Genomic DNA, 17738 nt, shown 5'->3' on the forward strand with positions numbered 1-17738 from the left:
ACAGACGTGGAAGCAGGGTCACCGGGCCCTTCCCGACCCTCGGGTCACGGGAGTCGGCGTCGGGGTCCTCCTCGGCGGGTTGACCGCGGTGGTGTCCGTCACCGCGATCGGGAAGGCGTGGGCCACGTGCGACACCGGCAACGGTGCGGCGGCCAACGCCATGACCCTGCTGTTCCTGATGACGTGGCTCGGTATGCCGGACTCCTATCCCGACCCGCTGTGCCCGGGAAACGTGCCGCCGTGGTGGCCGGGCTTCATCCCTGCCTGACGCCGCGCACCACCCGGTGGCGCAGGTAGACGAACTTCGACTTGAAGGTGCGGGTCTCGACCAGTTCGAGATCCGCTCGCTGCTCATGCCGCGGATAGAACGAGTTCCCGCCGCCGACCAGCACCGGGTACACGATGCTCCGGTACTCGTCGATCAGTCCCGCCGCGGCCGCCTGAGCGGCGAGCGCCGCGCCGCCGATCGCGATCTCGCCGTCCCCCGGCTCGGCCCGCAACCGCTCGATCTCCTCCACCAGATTCCCGGAGACCAGCCGGACGTTCTTCCCCCGGACCGACGACAGCGTCCGGGAGAAGACCACCTTCGGGAGCGGATTCCACAGCGCGACCCACTCGCGCGTCGCCTCGTCGAGCGTCGGATCGTCCTGGTCGACGGTCTCCCAGTACAGCATCGTCTCGTACAGCCGACGCCCGAGCACATGGACGTCGACGCCGCGGATCTCGTCGATCCAGAACCGGAACACCTCGTCGTCCGGCTCCGACCACGCGAAGTCACCGCCGGAGTCGGCGATGTAGCCGTCAAGTGAGACGTTCATCGAGTACGTCACGGTGCGCATGAGTGGTCCTCCTCGGTGGCGGGTTCGACAGTACGACCGCCACACACCTCCGAACTCATCGCGACGCGCGGGAACGTGGCCTCCTTCGTCGAGGGGGCGCCTCGGATCCGCCCCGCATCCTGTGGGTAAGATCCGCGAACACTTTGTGAACTTCTCGTGCAGTCGCGGCACGTGGGTGGGGGTTTCTCGATGTCGTACCGACTGCGTGCTGTCCGCGCGTTCGTGCTCCTGGTCGGCTTCTTCCTCATGGGCGGAGCCCTGCTGTCGGTCATGGTGGCGTTCGACTGGCTGGTGATCACACGGCTGGTCACCGAGAGCGCGGCCGGGATCGAGGGTGCGGCGATAACCGTCACCTTCCTGCTGGCGTGGGCGATCCTGCGCGGCATGTTCGCCTTTCTGCGGGCCGGCCGGCTGGGGCCGGTGACCGACGCGGTGGCGGTCGCCCCTGACGACCAGCCCGAACTGTGGGAACAGGTGCGGGCCGCCGCCGAAGTGACGGGGCAGCGGACGCCGGACGAGCTGTATCTGGACGCCGACGCCAACGCCGGCGTGATCGAGCAGAGCCGGCTGCTGGGACTGCTGCACGGCCGACGCCGGATGTTCCTGGGCCTGCCGCTGCTCGCCGGGCTGACGGTCCCGCAGCTGCGGTCCGTCCTCGTCCACGAGTTCGGGCACTACGGCAACCGCGACACCCGGCTCGGCGGTGTCACGGCGCGCGGCCGGCAGGCGCTGATCCACACGGTGGAGGCCTTCCAGGAGGGCGGCACCCGGTTCCACTACGTCGTCGGTGTCCTGTACGTCGGCTACGCCAGGATGTTTTTGCGCATCACCCAGTCCGCGGCCCGGCACCAGGAACTCGCCGCGGACCGGATGGCCGCCCGGTACGCGGGCCGTGACGTGACGGCCGCCGCACTGCGGACGCTGCCGGTGCTCGCCGCCGCGCACACCCACTACATGCAGACGTACGCCGCGATGGGCAGCGCGCTGAAAGCGCTGCCCCCGGTGGGCGAGGTCCACGGCGGTTTCCGACGGTTGCTCGCCGCCCGGAGCGGGGAGCAGCTCGGCGCGCTGCGCGCCGGACAGCGACCGCCGCGGCCACACCCGTACGACTCGCACCCGCCGCTGGCGGAGCGGATCGCACTGATCGAGCAGTTGCCCGCCGATGACCGGCCCGAGCAGTCGGCGGCGGACCTGGCCGATGAGCCGTCTGCGTTGGTCCTGGTGCGGGACGCGGACCGGGTGTTCGCCGAATTGGAGGCGCGCACGCTGGCGCCGGAAGCGGCGTTGCTGCGGCGCATGAGCTGGGACGACCTCACCATGGCCCGCGCGGTCGCCGACGCCGAGGAGTGGTCCGGGCCGTTGCGGCTCGCCGTGGCCAGAACACTGCGCTCGGAGGCGTCCGCGGAGACGGGCGACGAGCACCTGCTGCCCGGTCTGGAGGAGATACTCGACGCCGTCGACCGCGGTCTGCTGTGGATGGAGATCGCCGACCGCATGCCCAAGCCGTATCAGGCGGCTCGGCTGACCGGGCAGTCGGCCCGCAACTTCATCCGGCCCAGGATCTTCGACGGCATCGCGGGCCTGATCCACCTGCGCCTCGCCGAGTCCGGTCACGTCGCGCCGGACATCGCCTGGTCGGGCCAGCCGGGGCTGGTCCTGCCCGAGTCGTGGGAGAAGGGCATGGACGACGCCATCGACGCGGCCGTCGCCGACACACCCGACACCGCTCCCCTGCGCACGCTGCTCATGGAAGGGGCCGGTTCCGGCCCCGCGTGATCTCCCTGGGCACGGTCAGGGCTCCGGCCCCTGGGTCCGCAGCCCGTATCTGATCATCCATCGCCCCGGCGTCGTCCTCGAGCCCGCGCCGCGCACAGCGGTCTACCGCTTCGACCGGCGCAGGGGCCGAGGTCGGACCCACGTAACCTCTCCCTGTGTCACCCTCCCGTCTGCATCGCGTCGCCGTCCTCGTGCTCGAGGGTGCGAAGCCGCTCGACGTCGGAATCCCGGCGCAGGTCTTCACGACCCGCGCGAGCATGCCGTACGAGGTGCGGGTGTGCGGGGCGACGCCCGGGCTCGTGACCGGCGGCGACGGCCTCGCGTACTACGTCGAACACGGCCTCGACGCCCTCGCGTGGGCCGACATCGTCTTCGTCCCCGGCTACCGGCACCCGGACCGCGACGAGCCGCCGCCGGCCGTCGTCGACGCGCTGATCGCCGCCCACGACCGGGGCGCGCGGCTCGCCGCCATCTCGACCGGTGCCTTCGCGCTCGCCGCGACGGGCCTGCTCGACGGCCGGCGCGCCACGACGCACTGGCACTACACGCGCGCCCTCGCCGCCAGGCACCCGCTCGTCCAGGTCGACGAGAACGTGCTGTTCGTCGACGAGGGCAGCGTGCTCACCTCCGCCGGTGCCGCCTCCGGGATCGACCTGTGCCTGCACATCCTGCGCGGCGACCTCGGCGTGGCCGCGTCCAACCACGCGGCCCGCCGGCTCGTGGCCGCCCCCTACCGCAGCGGCGGCCAGGCCCAGTACGTGCCGCGCAGCGTGCCCGAGCCGCTCGGTGAGCGCTTCGCCGACACCCGCGAGTGGGCGCTGCACAGGCTGGGCGACCCCCTCACCCTCGACACGCTGGCCAGGCAGGCCGGGGTCTCGGCGCGCACGTTCTCCCGGCGCTTCGTGGAGGAGACCGGGTACACGCCGATGCAGTGGGTGATGCGCGCCCGCATCGACCTGGCCCGCGAGCTGCTGGAACGCTCCGAGCGCAGCGTCGAGCAGATCGCCGCCGACGTGGGGCTCGGCACGGGTGCGAATCTGCGTCTGCACTTCCAGCGCATCCTCGGGACGACACCGAGCGAGTACCGGCGCACCTTCACCAAGGGTGAGTGACCCGCCCCTCAAGACCCCCGCAAGGACCCCCCGTAAAGGCCTGGCGGGATCCTTTTGAACCATGGCGATCACGCCACTGTCGGCGGGCCGCCCCGCGCGCGAACCTGGGGGCAAAGGGAAGGGACCCCACACATGACTCGCATCGCCATCAACGGATTCGGCCGCATCGGACGCAACGTGCTGCGCGCACTGCTGGAGCGCGACAGCGACCTCGAGGTCGTCGCCGTCAACGACCTCACCGAGCCCGCCACGCTCGCCCGACTCCTCGCCTACGACAGCACGGCCGGCCGGCTCGGACGCCCGGTCACCGTCGACGGGGACACCCTCGTCGTCGACGGCCGGCGGATCAAGGTGACGGCCGAGCGCGAGCCGGCGCAGCTGCCCTGGGCCGAACTCGGCGTCGACATCGTCCTGGAGGCCACCGGCCGCTTCACCTCGGCCAAGGCGGCCGCCGCCCACCTCGACGCGGGCGCGAAGAAGGTGCTCGTCAGCGCGCCGTCCGACGGTGCCGACGTCACACTCGCGTACGGGGTCAACACCGACGCCTACGACCCGGCCGTGCACACGATCGTCTCGAACGCCTCCTGCACCACCAACGCGCTCGCGCCGCTCGCCTCGGTCCTGGACGAACTCGCCGGTATCGAGCACGGGTTCATGACGACGGTGCACGCCTATACCCAGGAGCAGAACCTTCAGGACGGTCCGCACCGCGACGCCCGGCGTGCCCGCGCCGCCGGTGTCAACATCGTGCCGACCACGACCGGTGCCGCGAAGGCGATCGGCCTGGTGCTGCCGAACCTCGACGGCAAGTTGTCCGGCGACTCGATCCGCGTACCGGTGCCGGTGGGTTCGATCGTCGAGCTGAACACGACCGTCGCCCGTGACGTGACCCGCGACGAGGTGCTGGAGGCGTACCGTGCCGCGGCGGAGGGGCCGCTGGCCGGTGTCCTGGAGTACTCGGAGGACGCGCTGGTCTCGTCCGACATCGTGGGCAACCCCGCCTCGTCGATCTTCGACTCGGCTCTCACGCGCGTCGACGGCCGTCATGTGAAGGTGGTCGCCTGGTACGACAACGAGTGGGGCTTCTCCCACCGCGTGATCGACACCCTCACGCTGCTCGCGGCCGGTTGACCGGTCGCCGGGGCGGTGCAGGTCGAGCCGCGACCGCCCCGGCCGGCTTGGCCGCCTTACGGACCGGCGGCCCGCCGCCCCTTGTCATGTGGGGATGAAATCGGGATCCGGAGGACTCAACTCCCCCACAGCCGAAGGTGATTCGCTCAAATATTCGTCGCCGGACTGCCATATTCGACAACCACTTCGGAGGTGGTTGTGACTCAAGAGGCGACGACATCCGGCCCGCCGCAGGAGGGTGCGCACCTGCCCCGGCGCAGCACCGCGGAACGCATCGGCGACCTGCGCCGGCGCCGTGAGCAGGCGCTGGTGGCGGGCGGGGCGCGCAGGCGTGGGGAGTTCGGGGCGCGGGAGCGGGTCGAGCGGCTGGTGGACAAGGGGTCCTTCACCGAGACCGGGCTGTTCGTGCGGGCCCGGGCCGACGGGAGTGGTGCCCAACGCCCTTACGGCGACGGGGTGGTCACCGGCTTCGGTACGGTCGACGGCCGCCGGGTCTGCCTGTTCGCCCAGGACGCCACGGTCTTCGGCGGCAGCATGGGCGAGGCGTTCGGCGAGAAGACCGTCGCGCTGATGGACCTCGCCCTGAAGACCGGCTGCCCGGTCGTCGGCCTCAACGACTCCGGCGGTGCCCGCATCCAGGAGGGCGTCGCCTCCCTCGCCCTCTACGCCGAACTGGTACGCCGCAACGTCCAGGCGTCCGGCGTGATCCCGCAGATCTCCGTCGTGCTGGGCCCCTGCGCGGGCGGGGCCGCCTACTCCCCCGCGATCACCGACTTCACGGTGATGGTCGACGGCGCCTCGCACATGTTCGTCACCGGCCCCGACGTCATCGAGGCCGTCACCGGCGAGCGGGCCACCGCCGAGGAGCTGGGCGGCGCCCGCACCAGCAACGCCGTCAACGGCAACGCACACTTCCTCGCCGCCGACGAGGAGGACGCCCTGGACGTCGTACGCGAGCTGTTGTCGTATCTGCCCGCCAACAACCTCGAACCGCCACCGGAGTTCGCCCCCGGCGACGCCCCGGCCGGGGACGTCCTCGACGCCGTCGTGCCGGACCGGCTCGGGCAGGCCTACGACATGCGGGAGATCCTGCGCGCGGTCGTCGACGACGGTGAACTGCTGTACGTCCAGGAGCTGTTCGCGCCGAACATCCTGTGCGCCCTGGGACGGGTCGAGGGCCGGTCGGTCGGGGTCGTCGCCAACCAGCCGCTGCACGCCGCCGGCGTCCTCGACATCGACGCGTCCGAGAAGGCCGCGCGGTTCGTACGGTTCTGCGACGCGTTCGGCATCCCGCTGGTGACGTTCGCCGACGTCCCCGGCTATCTGTCCGGCGTACGGCAGGAGCGGGGCGGCATCATCCGCCGCGGCGCCAAGCTGCTGTACGCCTATGCCGAGGCCACCGTCCCCAAGGTCACGGTCGTGGTCCGCAAGGCGTACGGCGGCGGGTACGCGGTGATGGGGTCCAAGCACCTCGGCGCCGACATCAACCTCGCCTGGCCCAGCGCCCGTATCGCCGTGATGGGCGCCGAGGGGGCGGTGGGGGTCCTGCACCGGCGCGAACTGGCCGCCGCCGACGATCCCGTCGCACTGCGGGCTCGCCTGGTCGCCGCGTACGAACGCACCCACGGCACGCCCTATCCGGCCGCCGAACGCGGATACGTCGACGCCGTCATCGCCCCGCGCGACACCCGCGACCACATCCGCCGCGCCCTGGCCGCCCTGCGCGGCAAACGCGCCCCGCTGCCGCAGCGCAGGCACGGCAACATCCCGCTCTGAGCCCTGAGGCCCTCCCAGCGATCCGCACCGAGGCACATCCCGCCCCCGCGACGTCAGGAGCCACACCCCATGGACCGCCGCCACCCCCCGCTCTCCCCCGCGTGCCGGACCCTGCCCCAGTACGTGCGGCACTGGGCCGACACCACCCCCGACCGGCGCGCCCTCACCTTCGTCGACTTCCCGGCGCCGGGCTCCCGCGGCGTCCACCGGACGCTGACCTGGCGGCGCCTGGACCTGCGGGTGCGGGCGATCGCCGCCCGGCTCGCCGCACAGGCCGAACCGGGTGCGCGCGTCGCGGTGTTGTGCCCGCAGGGCACGGAGTACGTCACCGGGTTCCTGGCCGCGCTCACCGCGGGACTGGTCGCCGTACCGCTGTATCCGCCCGGCCTGCCCGGGCACGGCGACCGGCTCTCGGGCGTCCTGGCCGACGCCCGTCCCGCGGCCGTCGTGACCACGAGCCGTATGGCGAGCGAGGTGCGGGATCTGCTGAACGGCAGCGGGACGCGGATCGTGTGCGCCGACGAGGTGCCGGACGACGAGGCCGACGACCGGCCGCCGGTCGACGTGGACGCCGAAGCGCTGGCCTACCTCCAGTACACGTCCGGTTCGACACGTGCCCCGGCGGGTGTGGAGATCACCCACGCGAACGTCGTCGCCAACGCCGGGCAGGCCCTGGCGGCGTACGGCGCCGACACCGGTCCGGTGACCTGTGTGGGCTGGCTGCCGCTGTACCACGACATGGGGCTGGTGCTCAGCGTCGCCGCGCCGGTGGTGCGCGGGGCGCTGTCGGTGCTGATGGATCCGGCCGCCTTCCTCAACGAGCCGGTACGGTGGCTGCGGCTGCTCGGCGCCCATCCGCGGGCCATCGGCGCCGCGCCGAACTTCGCGTACGACTACTGCGCCGGCGCCGTCACCGACGACCAGAAGGCGGACCTGCGCCTCGACGGTGTCGCCGCGCTGATCAACGGGAGCGAACCGGTCCGCCCGGGCACGGTCGAGCGTTTCCAGGCGGCCTTCGCCGACCGGGGGTTGCCCGTCGCCGCGCACTGTCCTTCGTACGGGCTCGCCGAGGCCACGGTCTTCGTCAGTGCCGCCCGGCCCGGACAGCCGCTCGGCCGGTTCGCGCTCGACCGGGACGCGCTCGCCGCCGGGAAGGCGCTGCCCGCGCGCCCCGATGATCCGAGGGCCGTGCTGCTGGCCGGCTGCGGCACCCCGGCGGGTCAGCGGGTACGGATCGCCGACCCCGTCAGCCGTACCGTCCTGCCCGAGGGGGAGGTCGGGGAGGTCTGGGTGCGGGGGCCCAACGTCGGGCGCGGGTACTGGAATCGGCGGGAGGAGAGCGAGCGGGTCTTCGGCGCCACCTTCGCCGGTGGGGCCGATGCACCGGACGGGCGGTGGCTGCGCACCGGTGACCTGGGGGCGGTGCTGGACGGGCAGTTGATCGTCACGGGGCGGCTGAAGGACCTCGTCATCGTCGACGGGCGCAACCACTATCCGCAGGACCTGGAGGCCACGGCCCAGGACGCGCATCCGGCGGTCCGGCGCGACCGACTCGCCGCGTTCGCCGTGCCGGGCAGGACGGGAGAGACGAGCGGGTCGGGCGAGGCGAGCAAGGCGGGTGAGGCGGGCGAGCGAGTGGTGCTGGTGGCCGAGCACGTGCGGGCCGCCTCCCTCGCCTCGCTGGACGTGCCGGCCGTGGTGCGGGCGGTGCGCGGCGCCGTATCCACGCGGCACGGGCTGCGGCTCGCGGAGGTCGTGCTGGTACCGCCGGGGGCGGTCGCCCGCACGTCCAGCGGCAAGGTGTCCCGGGCGCTGACGCGGGCGCGGTATCTGGAGGGGGCGTATGGGCGGGAGGGGGGTGGGGAGGCGGGGAGGGGGTCGGGGGGTGACGCCGCGCGTGGCGGCACGCCTGATGACTCGATCGGCGGCGCGTTCCGTGGCGCGGCTGGTGATGCCCCTGGCACCGCGCCCGCTTCCTCGGCCCACGTCACGTCAAGGACCGTCGGATGAGCGGGAGCGACGCCGCGGCGCTGCGGCGGCTCATCGCCGAGCGGGTGGCTTCCTGGCTGGGCACCGCCCCGGAGGACGTGCCGATGGACCGGCAGCTCGCGGAGCTCGGCATGTCGTCGCGGGACGCGATCGCCCTGACCGCGGAGTTGTCCCGCGTCACGGGCTGCGAACTGCCTCCGACCCTGCTGTGGGAGGCGCCGACCGGGCAGGCGCTGGTGGCGCGGCTGTGCGGCACGGCTCCCGGCCCCGCGCCGCTGGTGAGGGCAGCGGGCGCGCCCGGCGAGCCCGTCGCGGTCATCGGCGTCGGCTGTCGGCTGCCCGGCGGGGTGCACGGCCCGGAGGACTACTGGCGGCTGCTCTGTGAGGGCGGGGACGCGATCCGGCGGGTGCCCGAGGACCGCTGGCGGGACTTCACCGCGTTCCCGCCCGCCGACGCCCACCCCTACGGGGGTTATCTCGACGACATCGCCGGGTTCGACGCGGACTTCTTCCGCATCACGCCGCGCGAGGCCGCCGTGATGGACCCGCAGCAGCGGATGCTGCTGGAGGTCGTCCACGAGGCCCTCGACCACGCCGCCGTCCCGGCCGCCTCCCTCGCCGGCACCGCCACGGGCGTCTTCGTCGGCGTCTCCGCCCCGGAGTACGGGCAGTTGACCGGCGCGGACCCCGACGCCGTCGATCCCTGGGCGCCGGCCGGTGCGGCGCTGAGCGTCACGGCGGGCCGGCTGGCGTACGTCCTGGACACGCGTGGGCCGAGCCTGGCGGTGGACACCGCCTGTTCGTCCTCGCTGGTCGCGGTGCACCACGCGTGTGTCAGTCTGCGGGCGGGCGAGAGCGACATGGCGATCGCCGCCGGGGTCAACCTGCTGCTGTCGCCCGCCGTCACCGTCGCCTTCCGACGAGCGGGCGCCCTCGCGCCGGACGGCCGGTGCAAACCGTTCTCCACGGAGGCCGACGGCATCGGCCGCGCCGAGGGCTGCGCGGCGGTGGTCCTCAAGCGACTGTCGCACGCCGAGCGGGACGGCGACCGGGTGCTGGCGGTGATCCGTACGACGGCCGTCAACTCCGACGGACGGTCCAACGGCCTCATGGCCCCCAACCCGGCCGCCCAGCGTGCCCTGTTGGAGACGGCCTACGCGCGAGCCGGGATCACCCCCGCGCAGGTCGACCTCGTCGAGGCGCACGGCACCGGCACCCCGCTCGGCGACCCGATCGAGGCGGGCGCGCTCGACGCGGTCCTCGGACACGGTCGCGATCCCGATCAGCCGCTGCTGGTGGGCTCGGCGAAGGGCAACCTCGGCCATCTGGAAGCCGCCGCGGGAATCGCCGGGCTGGTGAAGACCGTACTCGCCCTGCACCACGACCTGATCCCTCCGTCCCTGCACTGCGCGGACGGCAGCGCCCTGCCCGGCCCCCGGCTGCGGGTCGTGAGCGAACCCGAGCCGTGGCCCCGCTACAGCGGCACGGCCACCGCCGGAGTCTCCGGATTCGGCTTCGGCGGCACCAACGCCCATGCGGTGCTGCAGGAGTGGCGAACCCCGCTCCCCGCCCCGCACGACGATCCCGCCGCCCGTCTGCACCTCCTCTCCGACACCGACCCCGAGCGCCTCCGCGACACCGCCGGCCGCCTCGCCACCTGGTTGCGGACGCCCGAGGGACGCGCGGCACACCCCGCCGACGTGGCGAGGACACTCGCCGGACGCACCGGCCGCGGCCCGGTGCGTGCCGCGATCGTCGCCCGCGACCGCGACGAACGCGCCACCTCCCTCGACGAGTTGGCGTCCGCGCGCCCCGACGGACGCGTCACGATCGGCGACCGGGACCTCGTGGGGCCCGGCACCGTGTGGGTCTTCTCCGGATACGGCACCCAGTGGCCCGGCATGGGACGCCGGCTGCTCGCCGAGGAACCGGCGTTCGCCGCAGCGGTGGAGAAGCTCGACCCGCAGCTCGCCGCCGAGTGCGACGGCCTGTCCCTGTACGACCACCTCGCGGCCGGCACCGGCCTGGACCGCCTCGACACCGCCCAACCCCTGCTGTTCGGCATGCAGTTGGCGCTCGCCGAACTGTGGCGCGCGTACGGCGTGGAACCCGCGGCCGTGATCGGTCACTCCATGGGCGAGGTGGCGGCAAGTGTGTGCGCCGGCGCCCTGGACGTGGCGGACGCGGCGCGGGTCATCGCCGTACGGGCTCGGCTGCTGAGCGGACTGCGGGGTGGCGCGATGGCCGTGGTGGATCTGGAGGACCGCGAACTCGGCGATCTGGAAAGGGACTTCCCGGGAGTGCAGGTGGCTGTTCACTCCTCGCCGCGACAGAAGGTCGTGACGGGAACGGAGGCGGTGGTCGGCCGTCTGGTCGACCGTCTGCGGGGGGAGGGCCGAGTGGCGCGGGCGATGCGGGTCGTGGGCGCCGGGCACTCCCCGCAGGTCGACCCGCTGCTGCCGGGGCTGACCGAGGCGCTGGCCGGGGTGCGGGGGCGGCGGGCACGCGTGCCCGTGTACTCCACCGTCCTCGACGACCCTCGCGGCACCAGCGCGTTCGACGCCGCTCACTGGGCGGCCAACCTGCGCAGACCCGTACGCCTCGACCGGGCCGTCGCCGCGGCGGCCGCCGACGGCCACACCGCGTTCGTCGAGATCTCACCCCATCCGGTGCTCACGGGCGCCGTCGCCGACACCGTGCCCGACGCGCTCGCGACGGCCACACTGCGGCGTGACGCGGACGGATTGACTGCGTTCCTGGGGCAGTTGGGCGCCCTGTACGCGGCGGGCCAACGACTGCCCCTGCCACCCGGCCGGGTCATCGACCTGCCGAGGCCGCGGTGGCGGCATGTGCGGCACTGGTGGACGGACGGAAGGGCGGGGGAATCAGCCCGACGTCACGCCACTGCTGGTGGCGTGAGTCCGGTCGAACACGGCCGAGGACAGGGGCAGTTCGCCACCGCCCCGGCCACCGGAGGCCATGCGCACCCGACCGAGCACTCCCCCGTCCTGGCCCGTCTGAGCCACCACATCGCCACGGTGTCCGGTCACTCCCCGACCCGCGTCGTCCCCACGGCCGCGCTCGCCGATCTCGGCCTGGACTCCCTCATGGCGGTCCGTGTCCGTACGGCCGTCGAGCGGGAGTTCGGCGTCGAACTGTCCCTGCGTGACCTGCTCGGTGCCGCCACGGTCGCCGACGCGGCCGCCCGCATCGAGCAGGCCCTCCCCCAGTCGGCCGGTGGCGCGACCCCGCGTCCCTTGCGCGCCACCGGCTCCCGGCCGCCGCTGTTCCTCGTGCACGCGGCCGGCGGTCGGAGCACCGTGTACCAGCCACTCGCCGATCGACTGGGCGCCGAGCAACCGGTGTTCGGTCTCGACCGGCTCGACGAGGCCCGCACGGTCACGGACAAGGCACTCCGCTACGCCGACGCGATCCGTTCCGCTCACCCCAACGGGCCGCTTCTGCTGGGTGGTTGGTCCTTCGGCGGCTTCGTCGCCCAGGAGACGGCACGCCAACTGGCAGCCGCCGGACGCGAGATACCGCTCGTGATGCTCATCGACTCCGTGCGCCCCCTCCCCCGGCCAGGGCAGACGCCGGGCGGCCGCATACGGGCCCACTTCGAGGGCTTCGCGCGGTACGTCGCCGAAACCTACGACGTGCGGCTGGAGTTGCCGTTCGACGAGCTGATGGCGATGGACGACGACAGGGACCGTATCGACGCAGTGCTGGCCGCCGTGCGAGAAGCCGCCGACGTGCCGCGCGCCGCGTTGGAGCACCAGCGGGCCTCCTATCTGGACCTGAGGATCGGCGAGGCGCATCGGCCGGAACGGTACGACGGCCGTGTGCTGCTGCTCCGTGCCACCGATCCCGCTCCGCACACGGTCCGTGATCCGGCGTACGAACGCGACGACGAGGCGCTGGGCTGGGACGAGGTGTGCCCGCGTCTGGAGGTCGTCCGGGTGCCCGGCCATCATCTGGCGCTGCTCGACCCGCCGTACGTCGACGAGATCGCCGCCCGTCTCGGCCGGGCGCTCGCCGCACGCGTCCCCGCTCCCTGAACCGATCCGAACGCGAGGAGCCGCCATGCCCAACCGCATCACCAGAATGTCCCGGCGCACTGTCGCGAAGGCGGCGACCGCCGTGGGTCTGGCCGCGTTGTTCGGCACTGCCACCGGCATCGGCCGTGCCCGGGCGGCGACGCAGGTGGGGGCGCGCACGTTCGACGTGTCCGTGGCCTCCGCCGCCCTGCGCCGCAGCGCACCGGTGCGGCTGATCCTGCCCACGGGCTTCGACTCGGCGCCGACCCGGAGGTATCCGGTGCTGTGCCTGCTGCACGGCGCCCACGACGACTACACGTCCTGGACGCGTGAGACGGACATCGAGGCCTTCACCGCGGGCCGCGACGTGATCGTGGCGATGCCGGACGCGGGGCCGACCGGCATTCCCAGCGTCTGGCGCGACGGCGTCGACTACGAGACGTTCCAGGTGACGGAGGTCCCCGCGCTGCTGGCCCGGGACTACCGGGCCTCCGGCGTGATGGCCGTCGCCGGGGTGTCGACCGGGGGGTACGGGGCGATGGCGCACGCGGCCCGGCATCCGGGCGTGTTCGCCGCCGCGGCCTCCTACAGCGGGGTCCTGGACACCACGGCGCTCGGCGTGCCCGCCATCGTGGACGCGATCGTGGCCCGGGAGAACCTGCCCGCCGCCTCCTTGTGGGGTAATCCGATCCTGAACCTCCTCACCTGGCGGGACTTCAATCCCCGTGCCCGGGCCGAGGGACTGCGCGGCACACCGCTGTTCGTCTCGCAGGGCAGCGGTCTGCTCGGGGGCGGCGGCGATCCGTTGCCCGGGGTGCTGGAGAGCGCGCTGTGGCCCTCGGCGCACGGGTTCACCGACGCGCTGGCGCGCCTCGGCATCGCCGTGGACAGCCACTTCTACGCGGGCGGAGGGCACAACTGGGCTTACTGGAAAGGCGAGTTCGCCCGGTCGTGGCCGATGCTCGCCCGTGCCCTGGGCGTACCGGAGTGATGTCGGTGCCGTGGGGGCACGGAACGGAGCGGAGGGGACGCCCGTCCAACCAGGGACGCCCCACCCGTCCCACGGGCAACCCCGCGCGGGCGAGCCGACTCCGGGCGAAAGGAGTGTCCGCGATGGCGTTCCCCACTCCGCGCGGCCTGACGGGCGGCCCCGGGCCCACACCGGTCCCGGCCGAACTGGCCGAACTGCTGCGCGCCCAACTCGCCGCCGTCGCCGATCAGGTGGAGGAGGAGGTCCGCCGTCAGGTGCCCGAGTACGCCGTGCCGCGCGACGGTCCGTACGGCAGGAACCTCAGGGCCGGTGTAGTGCAGGCGCTGACCCTGTTCGTGGACCACATCGCCGACCCGGACGACGACGGGGAGTCGATCGCCGCGACCTACTACGCCCTCGGGCGCGGCGTGGCCCAGGAGGGCCGCAGCCTGGAGGTGCTCCAGTCCGCGCTGCGGGTGGGCGGCATGCACGCCTGGCGGTGCATGGGCCGCACCGCGGAGACGCTCGGGCTGGACTCGACGGTCGTGGCCGCGCTGGGCGAGCTGGCGTTCCAGACCGTGCACGAGGTCGCCGAGGCAGCTGCCGCCGGGTACGCGGAGGGGCAGCTGGGCAGCTCGGACGAGTTGGAGCGGCGCCGTCGCCGGCTGCTCGACCTGCTGCTGGGTGCGGACCCGCCGGCTCCGGAGGTGGTGCGGAAGCTGGCGCACGGCGCGCGGTGGACGGTGCCGCGGCAGGTCGCCGTCGTCGCCCTCGCGGGCGGCCCCGGGCGGGGTGAGGAGGACCGGCCGCTGGCCTCGTCGGGGGCGCTGGTGGACATGGAGTCCCGGCCGCCCCGCATGCTGGTGCCCGATCCCGACGGCTCCGGGCGGTGGGCCGGGCGCAGCTTCACGCTCGCGTTGCGGGGCCGGCCGGCCGCGATCGGGCCGACCGTGCCGCTCGCCGAGGCGGCGCAGTCCTTGCGGTGGGCCACGCGGGCGCTGGGCCTGATGGGGCGCGGTGTGCTGCCCCGGCAGGAGGTGGTGCGCTGCGCCGATCATCTGTCGACGCTGCTGCTCCACGCGGACGAGCCGCTCCTCGGCCGGTTGCAGGCCCGCGCGCTCGCCCCGCTCGACGCGGTGTCGGCGGGGCAGCGCGCCCGGCTCACCGAGACCCTGCTGGTCTGGCTGCTCAACGGCAGCAACGTCCCGGACGTCGCCGCCCGGCTGCACATCCATCCGCAGACGGTCCGCTACCGGCTGCGGCAGCTGGAGAAGCTGTTCGGCGACGCCCTGCACGATCCGGACGCCCGTCTGGAGATGATCCTTGCGCTGCGCGCGGAATCCGCACAGCCGCAACAGGAATGAATTCCGCACTCACCGCAGGACGAAAAAGCGCGGCACTTCCATCATCGCGTTCATAACACCCTTTCAGGCATCGCGAATACGTTGACGAAGTCCCCTTTCGCAGGCGCTTCCCGCGCCCCCCTCGCGGAGGATTCCATGCGTATCCGTTTATGCCTGGCCGCGCTCTCGCTCGTCGGCGGAGCCGGCGTCACCACCCTCGCCACGCCCACGGCGTCCGCCGCGGCCTGCACGGACATCGACGTCGTCGCGGCCCGCGGCACATTCGAACCGGGCACGCTCGGCTTCATCGTCGGCGACCCCGTGTATTCCGCATTGCAGCGGAAAATCAGCGGAAAGACCTTCTCCAGCTACAAGGTGAACTACCCGGCCGACCTCTCTCTGACGTCGGCCGCGCAGGGCAACGCGGATCTGGTGAACCACGTCGATCAGCAGGCCGCCGCCTGCCCGAGCCAGCGTTTCGTCCTCGTCGGCTATTCGCAGGGGGCGAACGTCGTCGACAACTCCCTCGGCATCAGCAGCGAGGGCGCGGTGGTCGGCAGCCCCATCGTCGCCACCCTGCCGGCCGCGGTCGAACCGCGCGTCGCGGCCGTGCTGTTGTTCGGCAACCCGATCCGGGCCCTCGGCAAGAGCGTCACCGGCGTCTACCAGAGCCGCACCGTCGACTTCTGCGCCACGGGCGACCCCATCTGCCAGAGCGGCGGGACCGACGTGCTGGCCCACCTCGGCTACACGGCGAACGCCGACGCGGCGGCGACCTTCGCCGCAGGCAAGGTCTGAGTGCGCGAAGGGGTTTTCCGCGAGCGGCTCCGTGGCGGCCTGCCACGGAGCCGCTCGCGGAAAACCCGTTGGCGGAGCTCGGCGGCCGCTGCTAGCTTTCCGGAGGCCGTGCGAGAGAACGAGGAGGTGGTACCCGTGAACGTATCGACGTGGGTGCTCTCCTCCGGGGTCACGGTCGGGCGATAGGTCGTCCGGGAGCGCCGTTCCAGCGCACTCCCGAAAGGCACGACCATGGCCCTTCGCTTCACTTCCGAACAGCGTCTCGACGACGGCGTCCTCGAACGCGGATTCACCCTGGGCGAGATCCCCGGCTTCCTCTGGACGCCCTCCTCCGCGGCCGCGCCGTCGCCGCTCATCCTGCTCGGCCACCCGCCGATCGGACTGGACAGGATGTACCCCCGCTTGGTGGCACGAGCCCGGCACGCCGCCGCCGACGGCTTCGCCACGGCCACCATCGAGCTGCCCGGGAGCGGTGACCGGCCCCTGTGGCCCGCCCTCGAACAGGCCCGCGCCGAGCTGCGCCGGGCCCTGCAAGCCGGCGAGCCGGTGGGCGAGGAGATCATCGATCCCCTCGTCCTCCCCCTCGTCGACAAAGCGGTCCCGGAATGGCGGGCCGCCCTGGACGCCCTCCTGACGCTGCCCGAGATCGGCGGCCCGGTCGGATACTCGGGCGGGATCATCTCCATCGGCGTCCGCCTCGCGGTCGTCGAGCCGCGCATCGTGGCCGCCGGTCTCTTCGCCGGTAGCTTCGTGCCCCGAGCGATTCTCGAGGAGGCCCGCCGGGTCACCATTCCGCTGCACGTCCTGCTGCAGTGGGACGACGAAGGCAACGACCGGCAGGCGGCCCTGGACCTGTTCGACGCCTTCGCCTCCAAGGAGAAGTCCCTGCACGCCAACATGGGCGGCCACACCGGCGTCCCGCAGTACGCGGCGGACGCGGCAGGGCAGTTCTTCACCCGGCACCTGAAGTGAGCCCGAGCCCGCCCCGAGCCGTCGGGGCGGGCTCCCCGGGCGCCCTAGGTCAGATCCACGTCGGCCTGCAGCAGGTCGTGGTCCGAGTACGCGGTGGGGTGCACCTGGTGCCGGAGCGAGGCGATGCCTCGCAGGAAGACGTAGTCGAACTTGCTGTACCAGTCGGTGGTCGTGTCGCAGGTGCCGGAGGTCTGGGGGTGGCACTGCGGGTCGGTGTCCGCGGCCAGGGTCCACATCGGGGCGAGTTCAGGGGTGTCCGGCGTGGCGTTGAAGTCGCCGATCACGATCGCCCGGTCGTACTTGGCGACCGCCGCCGCGAGCACCCGTACCTGGCCGACGCGCACCGACTCCTGCTGCCGCTGGGCGAGATGAGTGTTGAAGACCCGGACCTTCCGGCCGTCCACCGTGGTGGTGACCGCCAGATATCCGCGGTCCTCGGAGCCGCCGTCGGGATACTCCACCAGGACGCGGTCGGTCATCGGCGCCGCCGAGAGCAGCGCCTGGCCGAAGCCCCCCGGACTCCACGGCACTCCCCCGCAGCGGCCCCAGTTCTGCAGGACCGCCCCGTACTCGACGTGGTACACCAGCCCGTACAGGCTCTCCAGGAGATCCCGGATCCGCTTCACGTCGCCGGTGCACGCCTCCTGCAACCCGATCACCTGGGGCGCGTAGGTGGCGATCTCCGCCGCGCGGTCGACGTTGCTCTTCTCGCAGGGGTTGCAGAGGTTCCACGTCATGACCCGGTTCGGCACCACCTCTCCGGCGGCGCCGGCCGGCAGCGGCCTGCCGACGAGGGCATCGCCCGGCGCACTGGGGCCGAGAAGCAGCACGCAGACCACGATCATCGCGCCCGCACACAGCCGCGCGCCCCTTCCGAACACCGACGCCTCCCCGCACGAGCTACGACCACTCCGTACCAGAGGCTATGCGACCCGCCTGTCGGCAACCTGTCGGCGATGGCTGATACAGGTGGTCCACCCGCCTTCGCGGCCCGC

13 protein-coding genes are annotated in these 17738 nt (G+C 72.9%); 11 read left to right on the top strand and 2 right to left on the bottom strand.

Features of this window, described 5'->3' with window-relative positions; all coding sequences use genetic code 11:
• The first annotated feature begins 88 nt into the window (after window positions 1–88).
• The gene (locus tag CRP56_RS02015; protein ID WP_257041869.1) at window positions 89–268 is read left to right on the top strand and encodes a hypothetical protein; all 180 of its coding nucleotides are present in this window, start codon (window positions 89–91) and stop codon (window positions 266–268) included.
• Here the strand turns inward: CRP56_RS02015 and CRP56_RS02020 are convergent.
• Complete coding sequence (locus CRP56_RS02020; protein ID WP_097259692.1) at window positions 255–839, bottom strand: dihydrofolate reductase family protein; 585 nt, start codon at window positions 837–839, stop codon at window positions 255–257. The two genes, CRP56_RS02015 and CRP56_RS02020, sit on opposite strands and share 14 nt — an antisense overlap.
• Before the next feature lie 189 nt (window positions 840–1028).
• Here CRP56_RS02020 and CRP56_RS02025 point away from each other — a divergent pair, with 189 nt between their 5' ends.
• From CRP56_RS02025 to CRP56_RS02075, 10 genes are all read left to right on the top strand, one after another.
• Window positions 1029–2615 (top strand): M48 family metallopeptidase, encoded by a 1587-nt coding sequence (locus CRP56_RS02025; RefSeq protein WP_143664885.1) that lies wholly within the window; start codon window positions 1029–1031, stop codon window positions 2613–2615.
• A 155-nt stretch (window positions 2616–2770) separates the two neighbouring features.
• On the top strand, window positions 2771–3727 hold the full coding sequence (locus CRP56_RS02030) for a GlxA family transcriptional regulator (protein WP_097259694.1): 957 nt from the start codon (window positions 2771–2773) through the stop codon (window positions 3725–3727).
• A gap of 132 nt (window positions 3728–3859) precedes the next feature.
• Window positions 3860–4858 (top strand): type I glyceraldehyde-3-phosphate dehydrogenase, encoded by a 999-nt coding sequence (gene gap / locus CRP56_RS02035; RefSeq protein WP_097259695.1) that lies wholly within the window; start codon window positions 3860–3862, stop codon window positions 4856–4858.
• Between the two features lie 198 nt (window positions 4859–5056).
• Window positions 5057–6634, top strand: coding sequence for an acyl-CoA carboxylase subunit beta (locus CRP56_RS02040; protein ID WP_373559746.1), 1578 nt, complete (start codon window positions 5057–5059; stop codon window positions 6632–6634).
• A gap of 69 nt (window positions 6635–6703) precedes the next feature.
• Window positions 6704–8644, top strand: coding sequence for a fatty acyl-AMP ligase (locus CRP56_RS02045; RefSeq protein ID WP_097259696.1), 1941 nt, complete (start codon window positions 6704–6706; stop codon window positions 8642–8644).
• Window positions 8641–12681 carry a type I polyketide synthase gene (locus CRP56_RS02050; RefSeq protein WP_097259697.1) on the top strand — a complete coding sequence of 1347 codons (4041 nt, stop codon included), beginning with the start codon at window positions 8641–8643 and terminating at the stop codon, window positions 12679–12681. Before CRP56_RS02045 ends, CRP56_RS02050 begins: the two co-directional genes overlap by 4 nt.
• A 25-nt stretch (window positions 12682–12706) precedes the next feature.
• Complete coding sequence (locus CRP56_RS02055) at window positions 12707–13651, top strand: alpha/beta hydrolase (RefSeq protein ID WP_097259698.1); 945 nt, start codon at window positions 12707–12709, stop codon at window positions 13649–13651.
• 122 nt (window positions 13652–13773) lie between these two features.
• On the top strand, window positions 13774–14994 hold the full coding sequence (locus tag CRP56_RS02060) for a PucR family transcriptional regulator (protein WP_097259699.1): 1221 nt from the start codon (window positions 13774–13776) through the stop codon (window positions 14992–14994).
• Window positions 14995–15129: 135 nt separating this feature from the next.
• On the top strand, window positions 15130–15771 hold the full coding sequence (locus tag CRP56_RS02065) for a cutinase family protein (protein ID WP_097259700.1): 642 nt from the start codon (window positions 15130–15132) through the stop codon (window positions 15769–15771).
• A gap of 231 nt (window positions 15772–16002) precedes the next feature.
• Window positions 16003–16743, top strand: a complete 741-nt coding sequence (locus tag CRP56_RS02075) for an alpha/beta hydrolase (RefSeq protein ID WP_097259702.1) — start codon at window positions 16003–16005, stop codon at window positions 16741–16743.
• Between the two features lie 44 nt (window positions 16744–16787).
• Here CRP56_RS02075 and CRP56_RS02080 read toward each other — a convergent pair whose 3' ends face one another.
• A complete protein-coding gene (locus CRP56_RS02080; RefSeq protein WP_097259703.1) occupies window positions 16788–17588 on the bottom strand; it encodes an endonuclease/exonuclease/phosphatase family protein in 801 nt (266 codons plus the stop codon).
• Window positions 17589–17738 lie beyond the last annotated feature (150 nt).

It is taken from the genome of Streptomyces sp. TLI_55 (assembly GCF_900206255.1).
In the GTDB taxonomy this organism is placed as follows: Bacteria; Actinomycetota; Actinomycetes; order Streptomycetales; family Streptomycetaceae; genus Streptomyces; species Streptomyces aquilus.

Bases quoted from the DNA above. Each gene is read 5' to 3' on its own strand.
- CRP56_RS02020 (WP_097259692.1), bottom strand. From the start codon at position 839: ATGCGCACCGTGACGTACTCGATGAACGTCTCACTTGACGGCTACATC.
- CRP56_RS02050 (WP_097259697.1), top strand. From the start codon at position 8,641: ATGAGCGGGAGCGACGCCGCGGCGCTGCGGCGGCTCATCGCCGAGCGG.
- CRP56_RS02055 (WP_097259698.1), top strand. From the start codon at position 12,707: ATGCCCAACCGCATCACCAGAATGTCCCGGCGCACTGTCGCGAAGGCG.
- CRP56_RS02080 (WP_097259703.1), bottom strand. From the start codon at position 17,588: ATGATCGTGGTCTGCGTGCTGCTTCTCGGCCCCAGTGCGCCGGGCGAT.
- gap (WP_097259695.1), top strand. From the start codon at position 3,860: ATGACTCGCATCGCCATCAACGGATTCGGCCGCATCGGACGCAACGTG.
- CRP56_RS02065 (WP_097259700.1), top strand. From the start codon at position 15,130: ATGCGTATCCGTTTATGCCTGGCCGCGCTCTCGCTCGTCGGCGGAGCC.
- CRP56_RS02075 (WP_097259702.1), top strand. From the start codon at position 16,003: ATGGCCCTTCGCTTCACTTCCGAACAGCGTCTCGACGACGGCGTCCTC.
- CRP56_RS02060 (WP_097259699.1), top strand. From the start codon at position 13,774: ATGGCGTTCCCCACTCCGCGCGGCCTGACGGGCGGCCCCGGGCCCACA.
- CRP56_RS02045 (WP_097259696.1), top strand. From the start codon at position 6,704: ATGGACCGCCGCCACCCCCCGCTCTCCCCCGCGTGCCGGACCCTGCCC.
- CRP56_RS02025 (WP_143664885.1), top strand. From the start codon at position 1,029: ATGTCGTACCGACTGCGTGCTGTCCGCGCGTTCGTGCTCCTGGTCGGC.